The following is a 23251-nucleotide window of genomic DNA, read 5'->3' as shown; positions in this document are numbered from 1 at the left end:
GCTCCACAACGTCTCGACCGATATCGACATGACCGAGCACATTGGCGACTACCGCGCCTGCCTGCAGGCCAGGGGGCCCGCGGGCCTGGACTATCTGAACGGCCGCGTGCCGCACCGCTACACGGCCATCTACGAATTGGCCGGTGGCACGCTGCGCAACCTCTACCTGTACGACAAGCGCGGCGAGGTGGTGCCCGAGTTCCTGCAGGCCGTGCCGTTCCAGGACAGCTTCTGCCAGTTCGTGCTGCGCGATGGTGTGTTTGCCACGTCCCATTCGGGCGGTGACCAGCGCCTCGACGGCCACAAGTACCAGGGCGTGATGATGGCCTACCACGGGGTGCCGCTGCTGGACAACCGCGGCGAGCTGTTCGGGACCCTGTGCCACTTCGATGTGGTGAGCCACGGGCTGCCGGAGGGCGAACTCGACTTCATGCAGCGCGCCGCGCGGGAGCTGCCGCGCTACCTGCCGCGCCGCTGACGCGACCCACGCGCCGCGGCGTGGCCGCGGCCAACGCTGACGGACAACGCCCGCGGTGCCAGGCCACGCCTGGCACCGCGGGCGCGGTACCGATCGGCTTATTCGCTGGCGCGGGCTGCGTTGCGCAGGTCGCGGATCTGGTCGTGGTTGCGCTGTGCCCCATCGGCCTGACGCTGGACCACCGCCAGCACGTCCGCCGGCAGGTTGCTCTTGAGGGCCTTGCGGTAGCGTGCGATGGCCGTGTCTTCGCCGCGCTCGCACGACTCGAGGATGGACAGCTCGCTGTCGGCGCCCACGGCGCCCTTCACGGCCACCCAGCCACGGTGCATGGCGCCGGAGACGGTGCCGCCGGATGCCGGCTCGCCGCCGTACTGGCGGATCAGCTGGACCAGTTCTTCACCGGCCTGGCGGCAGCCTTCGGCGCGGGCGGCGAACAGCTGCTTGGCGTTGGCCGTCTCGACCTGTTCTGCACAGGTCTTGAAGCCGTACTCGCCGTCGCGCGCGTTTTCCAGCAGGTCGTTCAGGACATCGACGACCTCGCCGTTGTCGTGCGCATCGCCGCTGACGATGGTGGTGCCGGTGCTTTCGCCGGTCGGAAGGTTGACGCTGGTGGTTTGCGCCAGCGTGCCGGCCAGGGTGGGATCGTTGGGAGTTGCCATGGGATGTTCCAGGTTGGGTTGCCTCGGCGAGGCAGAACCAGCACTGTGCGGCCCCGGCCAAGGCGGCGCGGTAGTCCAAGGCTCTCGTTCGGAGTAGGCGATGCGCTACCCGGAGCCGAGGTTGCCGGCACGGTGGCAGGCGTGGGGGTGCCAAGGCGAAGGCCACCCGCTTCACTGCGGCGTGTTTTCCGACGCGCCCGCGCGGCTCTCCTCGATACCCTGCGTCCCGGCATCTGCCAACCACCTTCCGGAGGACACCATGAACACCAAACTCATCCCCATCGCCATCCTCGCCACCCTGATGTCCACCGCGTTCGCGCAGTCGATGACGAAGGACCAGTACGACGTGGCCAAGGAGAAGATCAGCGCCGACCACCGCGTGGCCAAGGCCAAGTGCGACACCATGAACGGCAACGCCAAGGATGTCTGCGAGAAGCAGGCCGATGGCACGGAGAACGTCGCCAAGGCGGAACTGGAGCAGCAGTACAAGCCGTCCAACAGCCACGCGCGCAAGGTGGCCGAAGAGAAGGCCAAGATGACCTACGAAGTGGCCAAGGAGCGCTGCGACGACCAGAAGGGCAACGCCGAGGACGTGTGCAAGAAGGAGGCTGAGGCCCAGCACGCACGCGCCAAGGAATCCATCGCCAAGATGAAGAACTGAGCCCGGGCCGGCGCCTGCTGCGCCCCCGCAGCAGCGCTGCCTGCAGCCGGCCGCGCCGGGGCCGGATGTTGTCTCACAGGCACTGCAGCCTGCGGACTACTACCGGACGGGCGGCGGCACAAGGGGCGGCGCCGCAGGGGGCCGGCATAGTCCGGCCACCCTCCTCCACCGCCCAACATGTCCACCACCACCATTCTTGAAGGCAACCCGTTCCCCCGGGGCGCCAGCTTCACCGGCGAAGGCGTGAACTTCGCGCTGTTCTCGGCCCATGCCACCAAGGTCGAGCTCTGCATCTACGACGAGAGCGGCCAGCAGGAGATCCAGCGCTTCGTGCTGCCGGAGTACACCGACGAGGTCTGGCATGGCTTCGTGCCCGGCCTGAAGCCCGGGGCGCGCTACGGCTACCGCGTGCATGGCCCCTACGAGCCGGAGAACGGCCACCGCTTCAATCCCAACAAGCTGCTCATGGACCCGTATGCGCGGGCGCATGTGGGCGAGCTGCGTTGGGGCCCGGAGATCTTCGGCTACACCGTGGGCCATCCGGACGGCGACCTCAGCTTCGACGAGCGCGACAGCGCGCCCTTCGTGCCCAAGTGCGTGGTGGTCGATTCGCACTTCGTCTGGAAGCCGCGTTCGGCCACGCGTGTGCCCTGGGGCGAGACCGTGTTCTACGAAACCCATGTGCGCGGGTTCACCAAGCAGCACCCTTCGGTGCCCGAGACCGAACGCGGCACCTTTGCCGGGCTGGCGCACGACGACGTGGTCGCGCACATCCGTGACCTGGGCGTGACCAGCGTGGAGCTGCTGCCCATCCAGATGTTCCTGAACCAGCCCTTCCTGTCCGACAAGGGGCTCACCAACTTCTGGGGCTACGACACCATCGGCTTCTTCGCGCTCGACCAGCGCTACCTGGCCTCGGCCAGCGTCGACGAGTTCAAGGCCATGGTCGACAAATACCACGAGGCCGGCCTGGAAGTGATCATGGACGTGGTCTACAACCACACGCCCGAAGGCAACGAGCTGGGCCCGACCCTGTCGTTCAAGGGCATCGACAACGCGAGCTACTACCGCCTCATGCCGGCGGACGGCCCGGGCCGGCGCTACTACATCAACGACACGGGCACCGGCAACACGCTCAACCTGAGCCATCCGCGCGTGCTGCAGATGGTGACCGACAGCCTGCGCTACTGGGTCACCGAGATGCACGTGGACGGCTTCCGCTTCGACCTGGCGACCATCCTGGCGCGCGAGGACCATGGCTTCGACGAAGGCGGCGGCTTCCTCGACTCGTGCCGGCAGGACCCGGTGCTCTCGTCGGTCAAGCTGATCGCCGAGCCCTGGGACTGCGGGCCCGGCGGCTACCAGGTCGGCGGCTTCCCGCCGGGCTGGGCCGAATGGAACGACCGGTTCCGCGACACGTCGCGCGCGTTCTGGAAGGGCGATGGCACGGCCTCGGCCCTGGCGCAGTGCCTGACCGCCAGCGGCGACAAGTTCAACCGGCGTGGGCGCCGGCCCTGGGCCAGCGTCAACTTCATCACCGCGCACGACGGCTTCACGCTGGCCGACCTCGTCAGCTACAACGACAAGCACAACGACGCCAACGGCGAGGACAACCGCGACGGCCATTCGGACAACCGCTCGTGGAATTGCGGCGCCGAAGGCCCGACCGACGACGCCGGGGTGCTGGCACTGCGTGCGCAGCAGCAGCGCAACCTGCTGGCCACGCTGCTGCTGTCGCAGGGCACGCCGATGCTGCTGGCCGGCGACGAGTTCGGCCGCTCGCAGGACGGCAACAACAACGCCTACTGCCAGGACGGGCCGATCTCCTGGGTCGACTGGGACGGGATCGACGCACGCGGCCAGGCGCTGCAAGCGTTCACGCAGCAGCTGCTGCAGTTGCGGCGCGACCATCCCGTGCTGCGGCGCACGCGTTTCCTGACCGGCGGCTGGAGCGAGCTGGCCCAAGCCAAGGACGTGGAGTGGCGCAGTGCAAGCGGCGAGGAGCTGCAGGCCGCGGATTGGGAGGATGCGCACACGCGCAGCTTCGGCATGCTGCTCAACGGCCAGGTGCCGGCCTCGTCGGTGCAGTCGGCCGCGCACGACAAGACCGTCTTCATCGTCGTCAACGGATGGCACGAGGGCGTGGAGTTCCAGCTGCCGCAGTGCCCAGGCGGCGGCACCTGGCAGCGCGTGGTGGACACGGCGCTGGCGCAGCAGGAGGTGGCGGACGTGCCTTCCGGCGGGCAGTACACCGCCTCGGGCCGGTCGGTGCTGGTGCTGGTGCAGGGCTGAAGCCCCGGGCGTCAGCGCCCGTTGCCGCTGGCGCCGGCCTCTTCGAGCAGCGCCAACGCCACCGCGCGCGACACCGGGCCGCTGTCTCCGACGGCGCCCACGGTGCCATCCTCGTGCGACAGGCGCCGTGCGCCGCGGGCCAGCACTTCGCCCTGCAGCACGTCGCCGGCACGCACGGGCGGGCCGCTGTGCTGGCAGAACACGGCGCACAGGCCGCTGCTGGTTTCCACCGCGAACGCCGAGCGTTGCGGGGCGACGGCGATCACGATCGCCTGCTGCATGCGGTTGTCATCGTGCGGTCATTCATCCCAGGCGGCGTCCTTGCCGCCACGGGCCGAGCCAGCGCCTGCCGGCGCACTGCGGGCCTGGCGCGCGGCCGCGTGCAGGCTGTCGGCCGTGCGGTCGGCCGCATCGGCCGTCATCGTGACGGCCACGCCGTCCGGCCCGTCGAGGATGACGACGCCGTTCTCGGCCGTGGCTTCGCCGGCCTCTTCGCAGGGTTTGAGGATATGCCGTCGGTCAGCCATGGCCAGCTCCGGATTGGCCAGCCGCGCGCAGCGCGGTCTGGTCGTTGAGGTAGAGGTAATCGGCTTCGAACAGGCCCGCCGCTGCGAGCCCGCGCGGATCGTGGACCACGAGCTGCGCGGCGCGCAGGCTGCACAGCCCCATCTCGCGCAGCTGGCGCAGCACGCGGTTCACGTGGACATTGGTGAGCCCGCACACCTCGCCGATGTCCGCTTGCGTCATGTTCAGGGCGAACCGGTTGCCGTCGGACAGGCCGATGGCGGTGAGGCGGGCGTTCATCTCGCACAGGAAATGCGCGACGCGCTGCAGCGCGTTGAGGCTGGCCAGCCGCAGCACCCAGTGCCGGTGCATGGCGGCATCGAGCAAGGTCATGAACCACAGCCGCCGCGTGAGGGGCGGGTGCTGGACCTGGATCTCCTCGAGCGCGGCATGCGGCACGACGGCCACCGTGATGTCGGTGAGCGCGCCCACGTCGTGGTCCAGCCGCTTCAGCGCATAGGCATGCAGGTCCACGAAGTCGCCGGGCACGTGGACCGCCACGAGATGCCGCCGGCCATCGGCGGCATCGACGTGGCGCGTCATCAGCCCGCTCACCAGCAGCGTGCTGATGTCGACCGCCACGCCCTGGCGCACCACGACCTCGCCGGGGCGGTAGGTGCGGGTGGAGGACACGGCCGCCTCGAGGATGCGGCGCTCCTCGTCGGACAGCTCGTTGGCGCGGTTGCGAAGTACGTTCTCGGTCAGCATGGGTCAAACCTTGGCGCGTCGATGGTTCCCCATCATCCGCCGCCGCGCATTAACCCAGGTTAAACGGGCGGCATTCTTCGCGCACGGCTCTCAGCGGCCGGCCTGGCGCACCGCGCCCGCGGCGAGGCCCACCGTCTCCAGGGCGTCCAGTTCCTCGCGCACGAGCCGCCAGCGGGCGACCGGCCTCCGCGCGCCTTCGCCGCGCGCATCGCGCCGGCCACGTCCCGGCTGGTCCGGGACGCGCTCGCGCCGTGACCGGCGCCTCTCAGTAAGTCTCCAGGTGCAGCCGCCCCTCGCGCTTGAGGGTTGCGGCGATGCCCTCCCAGTCCTGCCCTGCGCCGGTGGCGATGTCGCGCAGCGCCAGCACCACGCCCTGCTCCATGCTCTTGAGGCCGCACACGTAGAAGTGGCTGGCGCCATCCTGCAGCAGCGCGGCCAGGTCGGCGGCGCGCTCGCGCATCAGGTCCTGCACATACTTCTTGGGCTGGCCGGGCGTGCGCGAGAAGGCCAGGTGGATGTCGATGAAGTCCTTGGGCAGGTTCTGCAGCGGGCCGAAGTACGGCAGTTCCTGCTGCGTGCGCGCGCCGAAGAACAGCATGAGCTTGCCGCCCTCGAACTTGCCGCTGTTGCGCAGCCTGCGCCGCCATTCGGTCATCGCGCGCATGGGCGCGCTGCCCGTGCCGGTGCAGACCATCACGATGTGCGACCTCGGGTGGTTGGGCATCAGGAAGCTGCTGCCGAACGGGCCCACCACCTGCACCGTGTCGCCCACCTTGAGGTCGCAGACGTAGTTGGAACAGATGCCGCGCACCGGGTTGCCCTGGTGGTCCTCGGTCACGCGCTTGACGGTCAGCGAGAGGTTGTTGTAGCCCGGCCGCTCGCCGTTGCGCGGGCTTGCGACCGAATACTGGCGGGGCTGGTGCGGCCGGCCCAGCGCGTCCTGGCCGGGCGGCACGATGCCGACGGACTGGCCCTCCAGCAGCGGGAAGGGCATGGCGCCGAAGTCCAGCACCACGTGGTGGGTCTCGCTGTCGAAGCCAGCCTCGGTGCAGTTGAAGTTGCCCGCCACCGTGGCGGTGGTGGGCGTCTTCGGGCTGTAGAGGTTGGTGTAGGCGTGCGCGGCCGACCAGGGGGGCATGCTGGCGCCGTACTGCGCGGAGTTGAAGGGCACGCTGCCGGGTTCCGGGTCGGCCGCGGGCTCCGGGCCGCTCTGCCCCGGCGCGGCGGCCGCGGCACCGTTCACACCCGCGGCAGCCAGTTGCTCGGGCGTGAGCTCGGGCGGCAGTTCGTCCCAGGTCAGCTGCTCCTCGATCGGGTAGGCCTGCACCCTGGGCATGGTGCGCCAGTTGTCGATCGAGCCCGTGGGGCATGGCGAGATGCAGGCCATGCAGCCGTTGCAGACGTCCGCCTTGACCACGTAGTTGCGGTCGTCGTGCGTGATCGCGCCGACCGGGCAGGTGGCCTCGCAGGTGTTGCAGCGGATGCAGATCTCGGGGTCGATCAGGTGCTGCTGGATGACGGCAGCGTCAACGGCCATGTCCATGGCCTCATCCAAACCTGACGTACTCGAAATCGACGGGCTGGCGGTTGATGCCCATCACCGGCGGCGCGATCCAGCCCGCGAATTTGCCGGGGTCGACCACGCGGCCCATCAGCGAAGCGACGAACGCGAAGTCTTCCGGCGTGGGCAGCCATTCGTCCTTCTTCGCGTTCCATTCGTTGTCGCTGACCACGCGGCCGTCGGGCGACATCCTGATGCCGGCCAGCGCGCCGATCTGGCGGTTGAAGGCCTTGTGCGGCACCACCAGGCGCGTGGGGATGCCGGCCTTCTCCAGCACCTTGTTCCAGCGGCCGACACCGGCGACCGAGTCCTTGATGAAGTCATCGCGCAGCACTTCGTTGAGCGCGTTCAGCATCGGCACCTCCTTCTCGACGAGCTGGCCGTTCTGCACCTCCAGCACCTTGTAGGTCTGGCCCTTGAGTTGGTGGTCGTCGGTGCGCTTGCCTTCCTCGTAGCGGCCCTTGAGGCCCGAGCTGTAGAAGATCGCCGCGTTGCTCGACTGGTCGGCACCGAACAGGTCGATGGTCACGCTGTAGTGGAAGTTCAGGTAGCGCTGGATGGTGCCCAGGTCGATGGCACCGGCCGCGCGGATCGTGGCCGCGTCGTCGGTCTTCAGTTCGTTCATGACGGCCGCGGTGCGCGACAGCACGCGCGAGACGCCGCTCTCGCCCACGAACATGTGGTGGGCTTCCTCGGTCAGCATGAACTTGGTGGTGCGCGCCAGCGGATCGAAGGCGCTCTCGGCCAGCGCCGACAGCTGGAACTTGCCGTCGCGGTCGGTGAAGTAGGTGAACATGAAGAAGGCCAGCCAGTCCGGCGTCTTCTCGTTGAACGCGCCCAGGATGCGCGGGTTGTCCACGTCGCCCGAAGTGCGCTGCAGCAGCGCTTCGGCCTCCTCGCGCCCGTCGCGGCCGAAGTGCTTGTGCAGCAGGTAGACCATGGCCCACAGGTGGCGTCCCTCTTCCACGTTGATCTGGAACAGGTTGCGCAGGTCGTACATGCTGGGCGCGGTGAGGCCCAGGTGGCGCTGCTGCTCCACGCTCGCGGGCTCGGTGTCGCCCTGCGTGACGATGATGCGGCGCAGGTTGGCGCGGTGCTCGCCGGGCACGTCCTGCCAGGCCTTCTCGCCCAGGCTGTCGCCGAAGTGGATCTTGCGCTCGGCATCGCCGGGGTTCAGGAAGATGCCCCAGCGGTAGTCGCGCATCTTCACGTGGCCGAACTGCGCCCAGCCCTGCGGGTCCACGCTGACCGCGGTGCGCAGGTAGACGTCGTAGTTGGTGGAGCCGTCCGGGCCCACGTCGTCCCACCAGTTGATGAAGTTGGGCTGCCAGCCTTCCAGCGCGCGCTGCAGCGTGCGGTCTTCGCCCAGGTTGACGTTGTTGGGGATCTTCTCGCTGTAGTTGATCGTGCTCATGGGGGTCTCCTTGGCGCTGCTTTGACGCTCAGACGCGGTTGAAATCGAAGCCGACCTTCTCGCCCTTGCCGTACAGCTTGAGCGCACCCTTCTCGCCCACGGCATTGGGCCGCTGGAAGATCCAGTTCTGCCAGGCCGACAGGCGCCCGAACACGCGCGTGACCATGTTCTCCTTGCTGGCGAAGCGCAGGTTGGCCTCCAGGCCGGTCAGCGCGTCGGGCGACATGGCGGCGCGCTCTTCCAGCGCGATGCGGATTTCGTCATCCCAGTCGATGTCGTCGGGCGCGGCGGTGACCAGGCCCAGCGCCAACGCGGCGTCGGCGTCCAGCGGCCTGGCCGCTGCCGCGCGGGCGGCCTCCAGCGGGGCGCTTTCTTCGTAGAAGCGGCGCTGCAGGCGGCTTTGCTCCGTCACCAGCGGCAGCAGGCCGAAGTTCAGTTCGTCCAGCGTGAGCCGGGGCGCCTTGTCGGCATCGTCGGGCAGCGCCAGCATGTAGGCGCGGTCGGCGGCGAAGGCCAGTTCGGCCAGCATGCCGGCGAAGCACGAGCCGGTGTCGATGAGCGCGAACAGCGTGCGCGAGGAAACGTCGAGCCGCGCGAAGGTGCGGCGCAGCAGGCCCAGGGTCTGGCGCACCAGCCAGTGGTCCTGGTGCGCCACGATCAGCGCATCGGCGGCCAGCACGGCACCGGCGTCGCCCTCGGTCTTGAGCAGCCAGGTGCCGATGTCCAGCTCGTTGGTGCGCAGGTTCAGGATCGCGTCGTCGAGCTGGCGGCCCATGGCCAGCGGCCACCAGGCGGGACCCGCGGCCTCGATGGCGGCGATGTCGCCGGGCTGGACGCCGGTGGGCGCCTTGACGGTCAGCGTGGCGGTGCGGCGGGCGCGGTCGATGGCGACGGTGACGTGCTCGTAGGCCATGCCGTCGGCGCTGTCCGTGCGCGCGATGCGCGGCAGCGCGATGCCCTGGGCGGCGGTGGCGCGGCCACCGACCTGGCCCAGCCTGGCGGCCCGCTCCTGCACCACGGCGCCGAACTGCGCGGGCTTGGCCACGGCATCGACGAGCCGCCAGTCCACCGCGCGCTGGCCGCGCACGCCTTCCACGCTGGTGCAGAAGATGTCGGCCAGGTCGTGGCGCACCTTGCGCTTGTCGGTCACGCGCGTCAGGCCGCCGGTGCCGGGCAGCACGCCCAGGAGCGGCACCTCGGGCAGCGAGACGGAAGAGGAACGGTCATCGACCAGCACGATCTCGTCGCAGGCCAGGGCCAGCTCGTAGCCGCCGCCGGCGCAGGCCCCGTTCACGGCCGCGAGGAATTTCAGCCCCTCGTGCCGGGACGAGTCCTCGATGCCATTGCGCGTCTCGTTCGTGAACTTGCAGAAGTTCACCTTCCACGCGTGGCTGGACAGGCCCAGCATGAAGATGTTGGCGCCCGAGCAGAAGATGCGGTCCTTGCCGCTGGTGACGATGACGGACTGCACGCCGGGGTGCTCGAAGCGCAGGCGGTTGAGCGCGTCGTGCAGCTCGATGTCCACGCCCAGGTCGTAGCTGTTGAGCTTGAGCTTGTAGCCGGGGCGGATGCCGCCCTCCTCCGCGATGTCCAGCGACAGGCGGGCGATGGCGCCGTCGGTGCGCAGGGTCCAGTGGCGGTACTGGCTCGGTTCGGTGCGGTAGTCCACGCGCGGCGCGGAGGTCGGGGGGGCGGTGTCGGCCATGCTGTCTCCAAGGGAGGTGAATGCAAAATACTGCATCCATCAAACATCAGTACATGCATCATTATGCATGTCACTGCACGCGTCAAGGCTTGGACATGTTTTTTTGTGCAAGCAGGATCGCCGCCCTGGAGGACGGCAGGACGCTCAGGCCAACGCGGCCTGCACGCTGGCACGCAGCAGGTCGAAGGCCTGCTGCAGGGTCTTGGCGCTGGTGTCCACCCGCAGGTCGGCCTTGGAGTAGAAGGCCGCCCGGCCGTCCAGGATGCGGCGCAGGTCCTCCATCGCTTCCTTGCTGGCCGCCATCGGCCGCAGGTCGCCCTGCGCCGCCACGCGGCCCATGTGCTCCTCGGGCGATGCCTGCAGCCACACGGTGGTGCAGTGCGCCAGCAGTTCGTTGAAGGTGGCCGGATCGGAGACGATGCCGCCGGGCGTGGCGATCACGGCCTCGCTGTAGATCTGCACCGCCTCTTCGAGCGCGCGGCGCTCGTAGCGGCGGTAGGCGTTGGTGCCGTACAGGTCGTGGATCTCGCGCACGCTGCAGCCGGCGACCTTCTCGATCTCGCGGCTCAACTCGATGAAGGGCAGGTCCAGCGCATCGGCCAGCATGCGGCCCAGCGTGGACTTGCCCGCCCCGCGCAGGCCGATCAGCGCGATGCGCCGGCCGCGGCCCGGGTCGGTGGCGCCCGTGCCCAGCAGCTCGCCAACGGCCAGGCGCACGCGGCGCAGGTCGGCCTCGGAGCGGTTCTCCAGCAGCTCGCGGATCAGCAGCCATTCGGGCGAGCTGGTCGTCACGTCGCCCAGCATCTCGGCCAGCGAGCACTGCAATGCACCGGCCACCTGCTGCAGCACCAGGATGGACGCATTGCCGATGCCGTATTCCAGGTTGGCCAGATGCCGCTCGGACACCTCGGCTGCCTGCGCCACGGCCTTGCGCGTGAGGCCGCGCCGCGCGCGCAGGCTGCGCACACGGTCGCCCAGCGCGGCCAGCAAGGCATCGCGCGGCTCGTCGCCCTGTTCCTGCACCTGCGCCGGCGCATCCGCCTCCACGCCGCGCCCCTCCCGCTTGTTCATGGCCTTCGCCCTTTCGTGACTGCCAGGCATTGTCGTTCCTAGGGTAAACACCAAACGTGCACTATATTGCTTGACACGCATCACCTGCAAACCTATCGTGCCGCCACAAGCACGATATTGCATGTCATGTGCGGCAGGCAAGTGCACCACACGGGACCCCCACGATGGGCCGGGAAGCCGCGGCGCCGCACGCGCCGGCATCCGGGCCGCACAGAACAGACGGAGACGCGCATGCCCACATCCCCCGACGGCCCGTTCAACTTCGCCGGACACCTGTTCGCGCTGCACCGCCAGCGCGCCGACCGCACGGCCTATATCGACGACCGCGGCCCGCTGAGCTATGGCGCGCTGGAGCAGCGCGCCCGGCGCCTCGCAGGGGCGCTGCTGGCGGCCGGCGTGCGCCGCGAAGAGCGCGTGCTGCTGCTGATGCTGGACTCGCACGATTGGCCGGTGAGCTTCCTGGGCTGCCTGTACGCGGGCATCGTGCCGGTGGCGGTGAACACGCTGCTGACCGTGGCCGACTACGCCTACATGCTCACCCACAGCCGCGCGCAGGCCGTGCTGGTCTCGGGCGCGCTGCTGCCCACGGTGCAGGCCGCGATGGCCGGGTGCAAGGACTGCGCGCACGAGGTGCGCAGCACGATCGTCTCGCAGCCCACGGGGCCCTTGCCCGCCGGTGCGCTGGACTTCGAGGCGGCGCTGGCGGCCGCCACGCCGGCAGCGGCACCGGCCCCCACCACCGGCGACGAGCCCGGCTTCTGGCTGTACTCCTCGGGCTCCACGGGCAAGCCCAAGGGCACGGTGCACACGCAGCGCAGCCTGTGGTGGACGGCCGAGCTCTACGGCAAGGCGGTGCTGGCGCTGACCGAGCGCGATGTCTGTTTTTCCGCCGCCAAGCTGTACTTCGCCTATGGCCTGGGCAATGCACTGACGTTTCCGCTGTCGGTCGGTGCCTGCGTGGTGCTGATGGCCGAGCGGCCCACGCCCGACGCGGTGTTCCAGCGCTGGACGCAGCTGCAATGCAAGCCCACGGTGTTCTTCGGCGCGCCCACGGGCTTCGCGGGCATGCTGGCCTCGCCCCGGCTGCCCGCGCGCGCGGACGTGGCGCTGCGCATGTGCTCGTCGGCCGGGGAGGCGCTGCCGGCGGAGATCGCGCAGCGCTTCAAGGCGCACTTCGGCTGCGACATCGTGGACGGCATCGGCTCGACCGAGATGCTGCACGTGTTCCTGTCCAACCGGCCCGACGACGTGCGCTACGGCAGCACCGGCAAGCCCGTGGAAGGCTACGAGATCGCGCTGCGCGGCGAGGATGGCGGGCCGGTGGCCGACGGCGAGGTCGGCGAGCTCTACATCCGCGGGCCGAGCGCCGCGCTGATGTACTGGGGCAACCGCGACAAGACGCGCGAGACCTTCCAGGGCGGCTGGACCAAGAGCGGCGACAAGTACGTGCGCGATGCCGAGGGCTACTACACCTACGCAGGCCGCAGCGACGACATGCTCAAGGTCAGCGGCATCTACGTCTCGCCGTTCGAGGTCGAGGCCACGCTGATGCAGCACCCCGCCGTGCTGGAGGCCGCCGTGATCGGCACGCCGGATGCCGAGGGCCTGACCAAGACCAAGGCCTTCGTGGTGCTCAAGGAAGGCCAGCAGGCCGACGAGGCGGCGCTGAAGGCCTTCGTCAAGCAGAAGCTGGCCGCCTACAAGTACCCGCGCCAGATCGAGTTCATCGGCGAGTTGCCCAAGACCGCCACCGGCAAGATCCAGCGCTTTCGCCTGCGCGAACGCGAAGGCCAGGCGTGAGCGCCTTCGCCGACCTGGAATGGGGCGCGCGCCGCGTGTCCATCGAATACCAGTGGCTGGGCGCAGACGCGCTCGACGCGCGCAAGGCCCCGCTGCTCGTGTTCCTGCACGAGGGTCTGGGCTCGGTGGCGATGTGGAAGGACTTCCCCGCGCGGCTGTGCGCCGCCGTGGGCGCACGCGGCCTGGTGTTCTCGCGCCCGGGCTACGGCCGCTCCACGCCGCGCGCCCGCGGCGAGCACTGGGAGCCGGACTTCATGCACCGCCAGGCGCACGAGGTGCTGCCCGCCTTGCTGGACGCGCTGGACATCACCCGGCCGTGCTGGCTGGTCGGCCACAGCGATGGCGGCTCCATCGCGCTGCTGCACGCGGCGCACCAGCCGGTGCGCGTGGCCGGCCTGGTGCTGCTGGCGCCCCACATCTTCGTCGAGGACCTGAGCATCGCCAGCATCGAGCAGGCCCGCGTGGCCTACCGCGACACCGACCTGCGCGCGCGCCTGGCGCGCTACCACGACGACCCGGATTCGGCCTTCCACGGCTGGAACGCCGCGTGGCTGCACCCGCGCTTTCGGCGCTGGAACATCACCGACGCACTGGCCGGCATCCGCTGCCAGGTGCTGGCCATCCAGGGGCTGGACGACGTCTACGGCACCCTGGCCCAGATCCGCGGCATCGCCGAGGGCGTGCCGGGCACCGAACTGCTGGAGCTGCCGCATTGCGGCCATTCCCCGCACCGCGACCAGCCCGAGCAGGTCATCGCGGCGGCGCGCGCATTCATTCACAACCGGAGACAAGCATGACCTCTTCCACGACCCGCACGACCGGCATCCGCCGCGGCAGCACCTGGGCGCTGGCCGCCACCCTGGCCCTGGCCGGCGGCGCGCACGCGCAGACCGGCGAGAAGCTCAAGGTCGGCCTGATGCTGCCCTACAGCGGCACCTTCACCGCGCTGGGCGTGGCGATCGAGAACGGCTTCAGGCTTTACGTGGACGAGCAGGGCGGCAAGATCGCCGGCCGCGAGATCGAGTACTTCAAGGTGGACGACGAATCCGATCCGGCCAAGGCCACCGAGAACGTCAACAAGCTCATCAAGCGCGACAAGGTCGACGTGATCGTGGGCACCGTGCACTCGGGCGTGGCCATGGCCATGGCGCGCGCGGCCAAGGAGAGCAACACGCTGCTGATCGTGCCCAATGCGGGCTCCGACGCGGTGACGGGGCCGATGTGCGCGCCCAACATCTTCCGCAGTTCGTTCTCCAACTGGCAGTCGTCCTACGGCATGGGCCTGGTGGCGGCCAGGCAGGAAAAGAAGAAGACCGCGATCACCATCAGCTGGAAGTACGCGGCCGGCGACGAGATGACCAATGCCTTCAAGGAAGGCTTCGAGAAGGAAGGCGGCAAGGTGACCAAGCAGCTCACGCTGCCGTTCCCGAACGTGGAGTTCCAGGCGCTGCTGACCGAGATCGCGGCGGCCAAGCCCGATGCGGTGTTCGCCTTCTTCGCCGGCGGGGGCGCCGTGAAGTTCGTCAAGGACTACGCCGGCGCCGGACTCCACAAGACGGTGCCGTTGTACGGCTCGGGCTTCCTGACCGACGGCACGCTGGACGCGCAGGGCGACGCCGCCCAGGGCCTGCTGACCACGCTGCACTACGCAGACGGGCTGGACACGCCGCGCGACAAGGCCTTCCGCACCGCATATGCCAAGGCCTTCAAGCTGCAGCCCGACGTGTACGGCGTGCAGGGCTACGACGCCGCACAGATCCTGCGCGTGGGCCTGGACGCCGTGAAGGGCGACGTCGGCAAGAAGCCGGAGTTCGCCGCCGCCGTGGAGAAGGCGAAGTTCGACAGCCCGCGCGGCGTGTTCACGATGTCCAAGTCGCACAACCCGGTGCAGGACATCTACCTGCGCAAGGTGGACGGCAAGGAGAACAAGGTGGTGGGGGTCGCGTCCAAGGCGCTGTCCGATCCCGCGCGCGGCTGCAAGAACTGAACGCACGCTCCGTGCAGAGCGCTGCGCGCGCCCTGCCCCTTTCCGTCTAGCCGGGGATGACCGCCGTGGACCTTGCCACCTTTCTCGTGCAGTGCCTCAATGCCGTGCAATACGGGCTGCTGCTGTTCCTGCTGGCGTCGGGGCTCACGCTGATCTTCGGGATCATGGGCGTGATCAACCTGGCGCATGGCAGCTTCTACATGATCGGCGCCTACATGGCGTTCGCGCTGTCGCCGCTGTTCGGCGGCCACTTCCTGCCGATGCTGGTGTGCGGCATGGTGCTGGCCGCGATCTTCGGCTACGTGCTGGAGTGGGTGTTCTTCAGCTACCTGTACCAGCGCGAGCACCTGCAGCAGGTGCTGATGACCTACGGCCTGATCCTCGTGTTCGAGGAGTTGCGTTCCATGCTGGTGGGCAACGACGTGCATGGCGTGCCGGTGCCCGACTGGCTGGCCGGCAGCTTCGGCCTGGGCGGCATCATGCAGTATCCGTGGTACCGGCTGTTCGCATCGGCCGCGTGCATCGTGCTGGCGGTCGGGCTGTACTTCGTGGTCAACCGCACGCGGCTGGGCATGATGGTGCGCGCCGGCGCGAGCGACCGCGACATGGTGCGCGGCCTGGGCATCGACATCCGGCGGCTGTACCGCACCGTGTTCGCGGCCGGCGTGGCGCTGGCGGCACTGGCCGGCATGATCGCCGCGCCCATGGCGTCGGTCTATCCCAACATGGGCGCCAGCGTGCTGATCGTGTGCTTCGTGGTGGTGGTGATCGGCGGCATCGGATCGATCACGGGCGCACTCGTGGCCTCGCTGCTGGTGGGCTTCGTCGACACCTTCGGCAAGGTCTTGTTCGCCGAACTCGCGGGCATCGGCATCTACGTGCTGATGGCCATCGTGCTCATCTGGCGGCCCGAGGGGCTGATGGGGCGGCGCGCATGAACACGACCACGCTTGCCATGCCGACCACGCCATCCTCCACCCCGCGCCCCTTCGACGGCCTGTGGCTGCCGCTGGCCGTGGCGGTCGCGCTGGGCATCGCCGGGCCGCTGCTGGGCGGCTACCTGGCCGACCTCATGGTCAAGGTCATGGTGCTGGCGATCTTCGCGCTGAGCCTGCAGTTGCTGGTCGGCATGACCGGCCTGGTCAGCCTGGGCCACGCGGCCTACTACGGCATCGGCGCCTATGCCACCGTGCTGGGCTCGGGCGATGGGGGCGGCAACCTGTTCTGGCTGCTGTTCCTCGCGATGGGTGGCGCGGCGCTGTATGCGCTGGCGGTCGGCCTCTTGAGCCTGCGCACGCGCGGCGTGTACTTCATCATGGTGACGCTGGCCTTCGCGCAGATGGCGTACTTCGTGTTCCACGACACGCCCATCGGCGGCGGCAGCGACGGCATCTACCTCTACGTGCGGCCCGCCGCGGGCGCGCTCGACATGGAGAACCGCACCGTGCTGTTCTACGTGGTGCTGGCGGCGCTGGTGTTCACCTACGGCCTGCTGGCCGTGGTCCGCCGCTCGCGCTTCGGCGCTGCGCTGGCCGGCATCCGCGTGAACGAGCAGCGCATGCGTGCGGCGGGCTTTCCGACCTACGGCTACAAGCTCGCGGCCTTCGTGCTGGCCGGCGCGCTGGCAGGGCTGGCAGGCTTCCTGGTGGCAGCGCGCGACGGCGTGGTCAACCCGGAGATGCTGTCCTGGCACATCTCGGGCGAGGTGCTGCTCATGGTGATCCTGGGCGGCATCGGCCACCTGCGCGGCGCGGTGCTGGGGGCGGTGGCCTTCACGCTGCTCAAGGAACTGCTGGGCACGCAGGCGCTGGTGGGGCCGCTGGCCGACCACTGGCAGCTGACGCTGGGGCTGGCCATCATCGGCTTTGTGGCGCTGCTGCCCAAGGGGTTGGTCGGCCTCGTGAAAGGACGCAAGCCATGAACGCGCTGATGCAGGTCGAAGGCCTCACGCGCCGCTTCGGCGGACTGGTGGCCGTGAACGCCGTCACGCTGGACCTGCACGTGGGCGAGGTGCATGCAGTGATCGGCACCAATGGCGCGGGCAAGTCCACGCTGATCAACATGCTGTCGGGCGAGATCGCCGCCTCCGAGGGCCGCATCACACTGGACGGCGAAGACATCACCGCCAAGCCACAGGCGCGCCGCGCGCTGTCGGGCGTGGGCCGCAGCTACCAGCGCACCACGATCTTCCCGGAGTTCACGGTGCACGAGAACTGCCGCCTGGCGGCGCAGGCCGCCACGCCACGGCCCTGGGCGCTGTGGCAGTCGGCCCGCGGCTGCGCCAGCAGCAGCGGCGCGGCCGACAAGGCGCTGGAAGCCACGGGCCTCGTGGCGCTGGCCACGCGCACCGCCGGCACGCTGAGCCACGGCGCAAAGCGCCAGCTGGAAGTGGCGATGTGCCTGGCCACCCGACCGCGCGTGCTGCTGCTCGACGAGCCGCTGGCCGGCATGGGCGCCGAGGAGACCGAGCGCATGCTGGCGCTGCTGGAGCGTCTCAAGCCCGCGCACGCCATCCTGCTCGTGGAGCACGACATGGATGCGGTGTTCCGCATCGCCGAGCGCATCACGGTCATGGTCAACGGCGCGGTGATCGCCAGCGGCACGCCGGACACCATCCGCAACGACCCGCAGGTCCGCACGGCCTACCTCGGCGAGGAGCAGCACGCATGATCCGCTTCGACGACCTGCACACCTACTATGGCGACAGCCACATCCTGCACGGCGTCTCGGCCGAGATCCCGACCGCCACTGCGGTTGGCCTGCTGGGCCGCAACGGCATGGGCAAGACCACGCTGATCCGCACGCTGATGGGCTACGTGCGCCCGGCCCGCGGCCGCGTGCAGTGCGATGGCCGTGACGTGGGCGGCCTGCCACCCGAGAAGATGGCCCGGCTGGGCATAGGCTACGTGCCCGAGGGCCGCGGCATCTTCCCCAATCTTTCGGTGCGCGAGAACCTGCTCATGGCGGCGCGGCCGGGCATCGACGGCAAGCGGGAGTGGACGCACGAGCGCGTGCTGGCCACCTTCCCGCGCCTGGCCGAACGCCTGGGCAACGGCGGCAACCAGCTGTCGGGCGGCGAGCAGCAGATGCTGTCGATCGGCCGCGCGCTCATGACCAATCCGCGCCTGCTGATCCTGGACGAGGCCACCGAGGGCCTGGCGCCACTGGTCGTGGCCGAGATCTGGCGCGTGATCGCGCAGATCCGCAGCACCGGCATCGCCACGCTGATTGTCGACCGCGATTGGCGCAAGGTGCTGGCGCACACCGACCGGGCGCTGGTGATGGAAAAGGGACAGGTCGTGTTGCGCGGTGCGTCTGCGGCGCTGCTGTTGAACCCGCAGGCACTGGGCGAACGGCTCGGCGTGTAAACCTTGCGCAGGGGGCCAGCGGTGCTAGCGGGGCCAAAGGGCGGCCAATACGCTCCCAAACGCCCCCGTGACTCATCCGCCTGCAGACGGCCGATGGACTGCGGCTCGGGCTGCTCCAGCCAGAAACAACAAAGCCCGCACTGGGCGGGCTTTGTCGGTGCTTTTGGGCACCGTATCTTTGGTTGCGCGAGAAGGATTTGAACCTCCGACCTTTGGGTTATGAGCCCAACGAGCTACCAGACTGCTCCATCGCGCGGCAAGACAGCAAGTATAGCGTACTTTTTACGCCTTGGCCTCTTCGGTGGAAGAAACTTCTTCAGAAACTTCAGGACGGTCCACCAGCTCGACCAGCGCCATGGGCGCGTTGTCGCCGACGCGGAAGCCCATCTTCAAGATGCGCGTGTAGCCACCGGGACGTGCCTTGAAGCGCGGGCCCAGTTCGTCGAACAGCTTGACGACGCTGTCGCGGCTGCGCAGGCGGTCGAACGCCAGGCGGCGGTTCGCCACCGTGGCTTCCTTGGCCAGCGTGATCATCGGCTCGACGACGCGGCGCAGTTCCTTGGCCTTGGGGACCGTGGTCTTGATGACTTCGTGCTCGATGAGCGAGTTCATCATGTTGCGCAGCATCGCCAGGCGGTGCGAGCTGGTGCGGTTGAGTTTGCGGAGTCCGTGTCCGTGGCGCATGGTGATTTCCTTTCTTTATCGATCAGGGCGGCCGTGTCAGGTACTCGCCCGTTCACCAGGTTGAAATTAACGTTTGTCCAGGCCTGCGGGCGGCCAGCTTTCCAGCTTCATGCCCAGGGTCAGGCCACGCGAGGCGAGCACTTCCTTGATTTCGTTCAAGGACTTGCGGCCCAGGTTCGGCGTCTTCAGCAGCTCATTTTCGGTGCGCTGGATCAGATCGCCGATGTAGTAGATGTTTTCGGCCTTCAGGCAGTTGGCCGAACGCACCGTCAGCTCGAGTTCGTCGACAGGGCGCAGCAGGATCGGGTCGAACTGCGCGTTGCCGCGCGGTGCGGGTGCGTCGAACGCAGCCAGCTCGCTGCCTTCCAGCTGTGCGAACACGGCCAGTTGCTCGACCAGGATCTTGGCCGAGGCGCGCACGGCGTCTTCGGCCGTGATTGCACCATTGGTCTCGATCTCGACGACCAGCTTGTCCAGGTCGGTACGCTGTTCCACACGGGCGCTTTCGACCGTGTAGCTCACGCGCTTGACGGGCGAGAACGAAGCGTCCAGCACGATGCGGCCGATCGACTTGGTCTGCTCGTCGCCATGGCGGCGCATGCTGCCCGGCACGTAGCCACGGCCCTTTTCAACCTTGATCTGCATGTCCAGCTTGCCGCCTTGCGACAGCGTGGCGATGACATGGTCAGGGTTGATGATCTCGACGTCGTGCGGCGTCTGGATGTCGGCGGCGGTGACGACGCCATCGCCGTCCTTGCGCAGGCTCAGCGTGACCTCGTCGCGGTTGTGCAGCTTGAACACCACGCCCTTGAGGTTCAGCAGGATGTTGACCACATCCTCCTGGACACCGTCGATGGACGAGTACTCGTGCAACACACCGGCGATGGTGACTTCGGTTGCCGAATAGCCCACCATCGAGGACAGCAGGACTCGGCGCAGCGCGTTGCCCAGCGTGTGACCGTAGCCGCGCTCGAACGGCTCCAAAGCAACTTTGGCCCGGTTCGGGCCAAGTTGCTCCACATTGATGGCTTTGGGTTTCAGCAGATTGGTTTGCATGCAGCTTCCTCTCAATACCCCCAGCTCGTTACACCGGTAAGGCTGGTGAAGTGCCTAGGCCCGCGTGCGTGCGGGCCCAGGAAAAAAACGCGCGAGGCGTTGCGCCGATCAGCGCGAATACAGTTCGACGATCAGCGATTCGTTGATGTCGGCACCGAACTCATCGCGGTCCGGCGTCTTCTTGAAGGTGCCTTCGGCCTTGTCCAGGCTGACTTCCACCCAGGCCGGAATGCCGACTTGCTGGGCCAGCTGCAGCGCTTCGACGATGCGGTTCTGCTTCTTCGACTTCTCGCGCACGGCGACCACGTCACCGACCTTGACCGAGTACGAAGCGATGTTCACGCTCTTGCCATTCACGGTGATGGCCTTGTGCGCGACCAGTTGGCGTGCCTCGGCGCGCGTGGAACCGAAGCCCATGCGGTAGACGACGTTGTCCAGGCGCGATTCCAGCAGCGACAGCAGGTTGGCACCCGTGTTGCCACGGCGACGGTCGGCTTCTTCGAAGTAGCGGCGGAACTGCTTCTCCAGCACGCCGTACATGCGCTTGACCTTCTGCTTCTCGCGCAGTTGCAGGCCGTAGTCGCTGGTGCGGGCGCCCGAGGTGCGGCCGTGCTGGCCGGGCTTGGAGTCGAACTTGGCCTTGTCGCTGATCGAGCGGCGGGCGCTCTTCAGGAACAGGTCGGTGCCTTCGCGGCGGGAAAGTTTGGCCTTGGGGCCGAGATAGCGTGCCACTTGGTGTGTCCTTTGAATCAACTGCTGCGGCGAAACGCCGCAGGAGCCGCCGGTCAGTTGCCGACGGCGGTGGGCTTATGAGAAGACCGAAAAACGCTCAGATGCGGCGGCGTTTTTGCGGGCGGCAGCCGTTGTGCGGGACCGGCGTCACGTCGGAGATCGACGTGATGCGGATGCCCAGCGCACCGAGTGCACGAACCGAGGACTCGCGGCCAGGGCCGGGGCCCTTGATCTCAACGTCCAGGTTCTTGATGCCCTGCTCCATGGCCGCACGGCCAGCCACCTCGGACGCCACCTGGGCGGCGAACGGCGTGGACTTGCGCGAGCCCTTGAAGCCCTGTCCACCCGACGATGCCCACGACAGGGCGTTGCCCTGGCGGTCGGTGATCGTGATGATGGTGTTGTTGAAGGAAGCGTGCACGTGCGCAACACCGTCGGAGACGTTCTTGCGGACCTTCTTGCGCACGCGCTGGGCGGCGTTGTTCGACGGTTGCTTAGCCATGGTGATCTCTCAATCTCTTTACTTCTTCAGGGCCTGGGCGGCCTTGCGCGGACCCTTGCGGGTGCGGGCGTTGGTGCGCGTACGCTGGCCGCGCATGGGCAGGCCACGGCGATGGCGGAAGCCGCGGTAGCAGCCGATGTCCATCAGGCGCTTGATGTTCATCGTCGTCTCACGGCGCAGGTCACCCTCGATCGTGAATGCGGCGATCTGGTCGCGGATCTTTTCCAGATCAGCGTCCGTCAGCTCCTTGATCTTCTTGGAGTAGGCAATGCCACAGGCTTCGCAGATCTTGCGAGCGCGGGTGCGGCCAATGCCATAAATCGCGGTCAGGCCGATCTCGGCGTGCTGATGCGGCGGAATGTTGATACCAGCAATACGTGCCATAACGTCCTCTTAAATCCTGATCAGCCTTGGCGCTGCTTGTGACGCGGATCGGTGCAGATCACGCGGACCACGCCGTTGCGACGGATGATCTTGCAGTTGCGGCAGATTTTCTTGACCGAAGCCGAAACTCTCATAACTCTCTCCTAAAACTGTTTGCCCTTGCCAACCCATTGGCGTGGAACCTCTTCCACGCTCGCGACAGGTCGTAAGGCGTCAATTCGACCGTCACCGTGCCACCGCGGTCGGGACGGATGCCATGCATCCAGCCCTTCCCGGTGAAATCCTTGTCTAACCGCCCTTGAAGTTCGCCTTCTTGAGCAACGACTCGTACTGCTGCGACATCATGTAGTTCTGCACCTGGGCCATGAAGTCCATGGTGACCACCACGATGATCAGCAGCGACGTGCCTCCGAAGTAGAACGGAACGTTGTACTTCAGGATCAGGAACTCCGGCAGCAGGCAGACGAAGGTGATGTAGATGGCACCAGCCAACGTCAGTCGCAGCAGGATCTTGTCGATGTAGCGCGCGGTCTGTTCGCCCGGACGGATGCCCGGAATGAACGCGCCGCTCTTCTTCAGGTTGTCCGCCGTCTCGCGGCTGTTGAACACCAACGCCGTGTAGAAGAAGCAGAAGAACACGATCGCCGCGGCATAGAACATCACGTAGATGGGCTGGCCGGGGCTCAGCGTCGCGGCGGCATCGCGCAGCAGGCGCGAGAACCAGCCTTCGCCACCAGAGCTCATCCAGCCCACCACCGTCGCCGGCAGCAGGATGATGGACGACGCGAAGATCGGCGGAATCACACCGGCCATGTTCAGCTTCAGGGGCAGGTGGGACGATTGCCCGCCGTAGACCTTGTTGCCGACCTGGCGCCGCGCATAGTTCACGAGGATCTTGCGCTGGCCGCGTTCCACGAACACCACGAAGTAGGTCACCAGTGCCACGACCACCACGATGATCAGCGCCACGATGATGCTCATCGCACCCGTGCGCACCAGCTCCAGCAGCCCGCCGATGGAACTCGGCAGACCGGCGGCGATACCGGCGAAGATCAGGATCGAGATGCCGTTGCCCAGGCCACGCTCGGTGATCTGCTCACCCAGCCACATCAGGAACATCGTGCCTGCCGTCAGGCTCACGACGGCCGTCATCCGGAAACCGAAGCCGGGCGAGATCACCAGGCCGGCCGAGCTTTCCAGCGCCACCGCGATCGACAGCGACTGGAATAGCGCGAGCGCCAACGTGCCGTAGCGCGTGAACTGCGTGATCTTGCGACGACCGGCCTCGCCTTCCTTCTTCAATTGCTCGAAGGTCGGCACGACGTAGGTCGCCAGCTGCATGATGATCGATGCCGAGATGTACGGCATGATGCCCAACGCGAACACGGTGAAGCGCGACAGCGCTCCGCCCGAGAACATGTTGAACAGGTTCAGGATGCCGCCCTGCTGGCCGCTGAACAACTGGCGCAGTTGATCGGGGTTGATGCCCGGCACTGGGATGTGCGCCCCGATGCGGTAGACGACCAGCGCCAGCAGCAAGAAGACCAGCCGGCGACGCAGGTCGCCGAACTTGCCCGTCTTTGCGATGTTTGCCGTACTAGTGGCCACCAGGCGAATCCTCGTTC

At 67.9% G+C, this 23251-nt stretch carries 25 protein-coding genes and 1 tRNA gene; 10 read left to right on the top strand and 16 right to left on the bottom strand.

What is annotated here, in order from left to right; all coding sequences use genetic code 11:
- Positions 1 to 28 precede the first annotated feature (28 nt).
- Positions 29 to 478, top strand: a complete 450-nt coding sequence (locus ASF44_RS04495; RefSeq protein WP_156374340.1) for a GAF domain-containing protein — start codon at positions 29 to 31, stop codon at positions 476 to 478.
- A gap of 98 nt (positions 479 to 576) precedes the next feature.
- Here the strand turns inward: ASF44_RS04495 and ASF44_RS04490 are convergent, their stop codons facing one another.
- Positions 577 to 1137 carry a PA2169 family four-helix-bundle protein gene (locus ASF44_RS04490; protein WP_082524504.1) on the bottom strand — a complete coding sequence of 187 codons (561 nt, stop codon included), beginning with the start codon at positions 1135 to 1137 and terminating at the stop codon, positions 577 to 579.
- A 259-nt stretch (positions 1138 to 1396) separates the two neighbouring features.
- Between ASF44_RS04490 and ASF44_RS04485 the strand changes: the two genes are divergently transcribed.
- Together ASF44_RS04485 and glgX are read left to right on the top strand one after the other, a co-directional pair.
- Positions 1397 to 1798: a hypothetical protein gene (locus tag ASF44_RS04485; RefSeq protein WP_056897914.1), complete on the top strand. Its 402-nt coding sequence runs from the start codon at positions 1397 to 1399 to the stop codon at positions 1796 to 1798.
- A 177-nt stretch (positions 1799 to 1975) separates the two neighbouring features.
- A complete protein-coding gene (gene glgX, locus ASF44_RS04480; RefSeq protein WP_056897913.1) occupies positions 1976 to 4090 on the top strand; it encodes a glycogen debranching protein GlgX in 2115 nt (704 codons plus the stop codon).
- 11 nt (positions 4091 to 4101) lie between these two features.
- On the opposite strand, the gene ASF44_RS04475 is transcribed toward glgX, so the two are convergent.
- From ASF44_RS04475 to ASF44_RS04445, 7 genes are all read right to left on the bottom strand, one after another.
- Positions 4102 to 4371, bottom strand: a complete 270-nt coding sequence (locus ASF44_RS04475; RefSeq protein ID WP_056897912.1) for a hypothetical protein — start codon at positions 4369 to 4371, stop codon at positions 4102 to 4104.
- A gap of 18 nt (positions 4372 to 4389) precedes the next feature.
- Complete coding sequence (locus ASF44_RS04470) at positions 4390 to 4617, bottom strand: hypothetical protein (RefSeq protein ID WP_056897911.1); 228 nt, start codon at positions 4615 to 4617, stop codon at positions 4390 to 4392.
- Complete coding sequence (locus ASF44_RS04465; protein ID WP_056897910.1) at positions 4610 to 5362, bottom strand: Crp/Fnr family transcriptional regulator; 753 nt, start codon at positions 5360 to 5362, stop codon at positions 4610 to 4612. Before ASF44_RS04465 ends, ASF44_RS04470 begins: the two co-directional genes overlap by 8 nt.
- Before the next feature lie 265 nt (positions 5363 to 5627).
- Positions 5628 to 6905 (bottom strand): benzoyl-CoA 2,3-epoxidase subunit BoxA, encoded by a 1278-nt coding sequence (boxA, locus tag ASF44_RS04460; protein WP_056897909.1) that lies wholly within the window; start codon positions 6903 to 6905, stop codon positions 5628 to 5630.
- Positions 6906 to 6909: 4 nt separating this feature from the next.
- On the bottom strand, positions 6910 to 8337 hold the full coding sequence (gene boxB / locus ASF44_RS04455) for a benzoyl-CoA 2,3-epoxidase subunit BoxB (RefSeq protein ID WP_056897908.1): 1428 nt from the start codon (positions 8335 to 8337) through the stop codon (positions 6910 to 6912).
- 28 nt (positions 8338 to 8365) lie between these two features.
- On the bottom strand, positions 8366 to 10042 hold the full coding sequence (gene boxC / locus ASF44_RS04450) for a 2,3-epoxybenzoyl-CoA dihydrolase (RefSeq protein WP_056897907.1): 1677 nt from the start codon (positions 10040 to 10042) through the stop codon (positions 8366 to 8368).
- A gap of 144 nt (positions 10043 to 10186) precedes the next feature.
- Positions 10187 to 11113, bottom strand: a complete 927-nt coding sequence (locus ASF44_RS04445) for a helix-turn-helix transcriptional regulator (RefSeq protein WP_056897906.1) — start codon at positions 11111 to 11113, stop codon at positions 10187 to 10189.
- 231 nt (positions 11114 to 11344) lie between these two features.
- Here ASF44_RS04445 and ASF44_RS32750 point away from each other — a divergent pair, with 231 nt between their 5' ends.
- The 7 genes from ASF44_RS32750 to ASF44_RS04410 all read left to right on the top strand — a co-directional run bounded on the left by ASF44_RS32750 (position 11345) and on the right by ASF44_RS04410 (position 18268).
- Positions 11345 to 12913 carry a benzoate-CoA ligase family protein gene (locus ASF44_RS32750; protein ID WP_056897905.1) on the top strand — a complete coding sequence of 523 codons (1569 nt, stop codon included), beginning with the start codon at positions 11345 to 11347 and terminating at the stop codon, positions 12911 to 12913.
- Positions 12910 to 13710 carry an alpha/beta fold hydrolase gene (locus ASF44_RS32745; RefSeq protein ID WP_056897904.1) on the top strand — a complete coding sequence of 267 codons (801 nt, stop codon included), beginning with the start codon at positions 12910 to 12912 and terminating at the stop codon, positions 13708 to 13710. The genes ASF44_RS32750 and ASF44_RS32745 overlap by 4 nt, the downstream gene beginning before the upstream one ends.
- A complete protein-coding gene (locus tag ASF44_RS04430) occupies positions 13707 to 14900 on the top strand; it encodes an ABC transporter substrate-binding protein (RefSeq protein WP_056897903.1) in 1194 nt (397 codons plus the stop codon). Before ASF44_RS32745 ends, ASF44_RS04430 begins: the two co-directional genes overlap by 4 nt.
- 65 nt (positions 14901 to 14965) lie before the next feature.
- Positions 14966 to 15838 (top strand): branched-chain amino acid ABC transporter permease, encoded by an 873-nt coding sequence (locus ASF44_RS04425; protein ID WP_056898211.1) that lies wholly within the window; start codon positions 14966 to 14968, stop codon positions 15836 to 15838.
- Between the two features lie 17 nt (positions 15839 to 15855).
- Positions 15856 to 16821, top strand: coding sequence for a branched-chain amino acid ABC transporter permease (locus tag ASF44_RS04420; RefSeq protein WP_056898210.1), 966 nt, complete (start codon positions 15856 to 15858; stop codon positions 16819 to 16821).
- The gene (locus tag ASF44_RS04415; RefSeq protein ID WP_056897902.1) at positions 16818 to 17570 is read left to right on the top strand and encodes an ABC transporter ATP-binding protein; all 753 of its coding nucleotides are present in this window, start codon (positions 16818 to 16820) and stop codon (positions 17568 to 17570) included. The genes ASF44_RS04420 and ASF44_RS04415 overlap by 4 nt, the downstream gene beginning before the upstream one ends.
- Positions 17567 to 18268, top strand: a complete 702-nt coding sequence (locus ASF44_RS04410) for an ABC transporter ATP-binding protein (protein ID WP_056897901.1) — start codon at positions 17567 to 17569, stop codon at positions 18266 to 18268. Before ASF44_RS04415 ends, ASF44_RS04410 begins: the two co-directional genes overlap by 4 nt.
- Positions 18269 to 18447: 179 nt before the next feature.
- Here the strand turns inward: ASF44_RS04410 and ASF44_RS04405 are convergent.
- The 8 genes from ASF44_RS04405 to secY all read right to left on the bottom strand — a co-directional run bounded on the left by ASF44_RS04405 (position 18448) and on the right by secY (position 23234).
- Positions 18448 to 18524: transfer RNA gene (locus ASF44_RS04405), tRNA-Met, on the bottom strand.
- Between the two features lie 26 nt (positions 18525 to 18550).
- Positions 18551 to 18952, bottom strand: coding sequence for a 50S ribosomal protein L17 (gene rplQ / locus ASF44_RS04400; protein ID WP_056897900.1), 402 nt, complete (start codon positions 18950 to 18952; stop codon positions 18551 to 18553).
- A 66-nt stretch (positions 18953 to 19018) separates the two neighbouring features.
- Positions 19019 to 20008, bottom strand: coding sequence for a DNA-directed RNA polymerase subunit alpha (rpoA, locus tag ASF44_RS04395; RefSeq protein ID WP_056897899.1), 990 nt, complete (start codon positions 20006 to 20008; stop codon positions 19019 to 19021).
- Positions 20009 to 20116: 108 nt separating this feature from the next.
- Complete coding sequence (gene rpsD, locus ASF44_RS04390) at positions 20117 to 20740, bottom strand: 30S ribosomal protein S4 (RefSeq protein ID WP_056897898.1); 624 nt, start codon at positions 20738 to 20740, stop codon at positions 20117 to 20119.
- Between the two features lie 97 nt (positions 20741 to 20837).
- Positions 20838 to 21242 (bottom strand): 30S ribosomal protein S11, encoded by a 405-nt coding sequence (gene rpsK / locus ASF44_RS04385; RefSeq protein WP_056671764.1) that lies wholly within the window; start codon positions 21240 to 21242, stop codon positions 20838 to 20840.
- Between the two features lie 18 nt (positions 21243 to 21260).
- Positions 21261 to 21626 (bottom strand): 30S ribosomal protein S13, encoded by a 366-nt coding sequence (gene rpsM, locus ASF44_RS04380; RefSeq protein WP_056897897.1) that lies wholly within the window; start codon positions 21624 to 21626, stop codon positions 21261 to 21263.
- Positions 21627 to 21646: 20 nt separating this feature from the next.
- A complete protein-coding gene (gene rpmJ / locus ASF44_RS30810; protein ID WP_006297867.1) occupies positions 21647 to 21760 on the bottom strand; it encodes a 50S ribosomal protein L36 in 114 nt (37 codons plus the stop codon).
- 154 nt (positions 21761 to 21914) lie between these two features.
- Positions 21915 to 23234 carry a preprotein translocase subunit SecY gene (gene secY, locus ASF44_RS04375; RefSeq protein ID WP_056897896.1) on the bottom strand — a complete coding sequence of 440 codons (1320 nt, stop codon included), beginning with the start codon at positions 23232 to 23234 and terminating at the stop codon, positions 21915 to 21917.
- Positions 23235 to 23251 lie beyond the last annotated feature (17 nt).

The sequence above is a fragment of the Pseudorhodoferax sp. Leaf274 genome (assembly GCF_001422445.1).
Taxonomy (GTDB): Bacteria; Pseudomonadota; Gammaproteobacteria; order Burkholderiales; family Burkholderiaceae_C; genus Pseudorhodoferax.
Note: the sequence above shows the minus strand (reverse complement) of the source record. Positions and strands in the feature narration are given on the sequence as shown.

Bases quoted from the DNA above. Each gene is read 5' to 3' on its own strand.
- ASF44_RS04495 (WP_156374340.1), top strand. From the start codon at position 29: ATGACCGAGCACATTGGCGACTACCGCGCCTGCCTGCAGGCCAGGGGG.
- ASF44_RS04490 (WP_082524504.1), bottom strand. From the start codon at position 1,137: ATGGCAACTCCCAACGATCCCACCCTGGCCGGCACGCTGGCGCAAACC.
- ASF44_RS04485 (WP_056897914.1), top strand. From the start codon at position 1,397: ATGAACACCAAACTCATCCCCATCGCCATCCTCGCCACCCTGATGTCC.
- glgX (WP_056897913.1), top strand. From the start codon at position 1,976: ATGTCCACCACCACCATTCTTGAAGGCAACCCGTTCCCCCGGGGCGCC.
- ASF44_RS04475 (WP_056897912.1), bottom strand. From the start codon at position 4,371: ATGCAGCAGGCGATCGTGATCGCCGTCGCCCCGCAACGCTCGGCGTTC.
- ASF44_RS04470 (WP_056897911.1), bottom strand. From the start codon at position 4,617: ATGGCTGACCGACGGCATATCCTCAAACCCTGCGAAGAGGCCGGCGAA.
- ASF44_RS04465 (WP_056897910.1), bottom strand. From the start codon at position 5,362: ATGCTGACCGAGAACGTACTTCGCAACCGCGCCAACGAGCTGTCCGAC.
- boxA (WP_056897909.1), bottom strand. From the start codon at position 6,905: ATGGACATGGCCGTTGACGCTGCCGTCATCCAGCAGCACCTGATCGAC.
- boxB (WP_056897908.1), bottom strand. From the start codon at position 8,337: ATGAGCACGATCAACTACAGCGAGAAGATCCCCAACAACGTCAACCTG.
- boxC (WP_056897907.1), bottom strand. From the start codon at position 10,042: ATGGCCGACACCGCCCCCCCGACCTCCGCGCCGCGCGTGGACTACCGC.
- ASF44_RS04445 (WP_056897906.1), bottom strand. From the start codon at position 11,113: ATGAACAAGCGGGAGGGGCGCGGCGTGGAGGCGGATGCGCCGGCGCAG.
- ASF44_RS32750 (WP_056897905.1), top strand. From the start codon at position 11,345: ATGCCCACATCCCCCGACGGCCCGTTCAACTTCGCCGGACACCTGTTC.
- ASF44_RS04430 (WP_056897903.1), top strand. From the start codon at position 13,707: ATGACCTCTTCCACGACCCGCACGACCGGCATCCGCCGCGGCAGCACC.
- ASF44_RS04420 (WP_056898210.1), top strand. From the start codon at position 15,856: ATGCCGACCACGCCATCCTCCACCCCGCGCCCCTTCGACGGCCTGTGG.
- ASF44_RS04415 (WP_056897902.1), top strand. From the start codon at position 16,818: ATGAACGCGCTGATGCAGGTCGAAGGCCTCACGCGCCGCTTCGGCGGA.
- ASF44_RS04410 (WP_056897901.1), top strand. From the start codon at position 17,567: ATGATCCGCTTCGACGACCTGCACACCTACTATGGCGACAGCCACATC.
- rplQ (WP_056897900.1), bottom strand. From the start codon at position 18,952: ATGCGCCACGGACACGGACTCCGCAAACTCAACCGCACCAGCTCGCAC.
- rpoA (WP_056897899.1), bottom strand. From the start codon at position 20,008: ATGCAAACCAATCTGCTGAAACCCAAAGCCATCAATGTGGAGCAACTT.
- rpsK (WP_056671764.1), bottom strand. From the start codon at position 21,242: ATGGCTAAGCAACCGTCGAACAACGCCGCCCAGCGCGTGCGCAAGAAG.
- rpsM (WP_056897897.1), bottom strand. From the start codon at position 21,626: ATGGCACGTATTGCTGGTATCAACATTCCGCCGCATCAGCACGCCGAG.
- rpmJ (WP_006297867.1), bottom strand. From the start codon at position 21,760: ATGAGAGTTTCGGCTTCGGTCAAGAAAATCTGCCGCAACTGCAAGATC.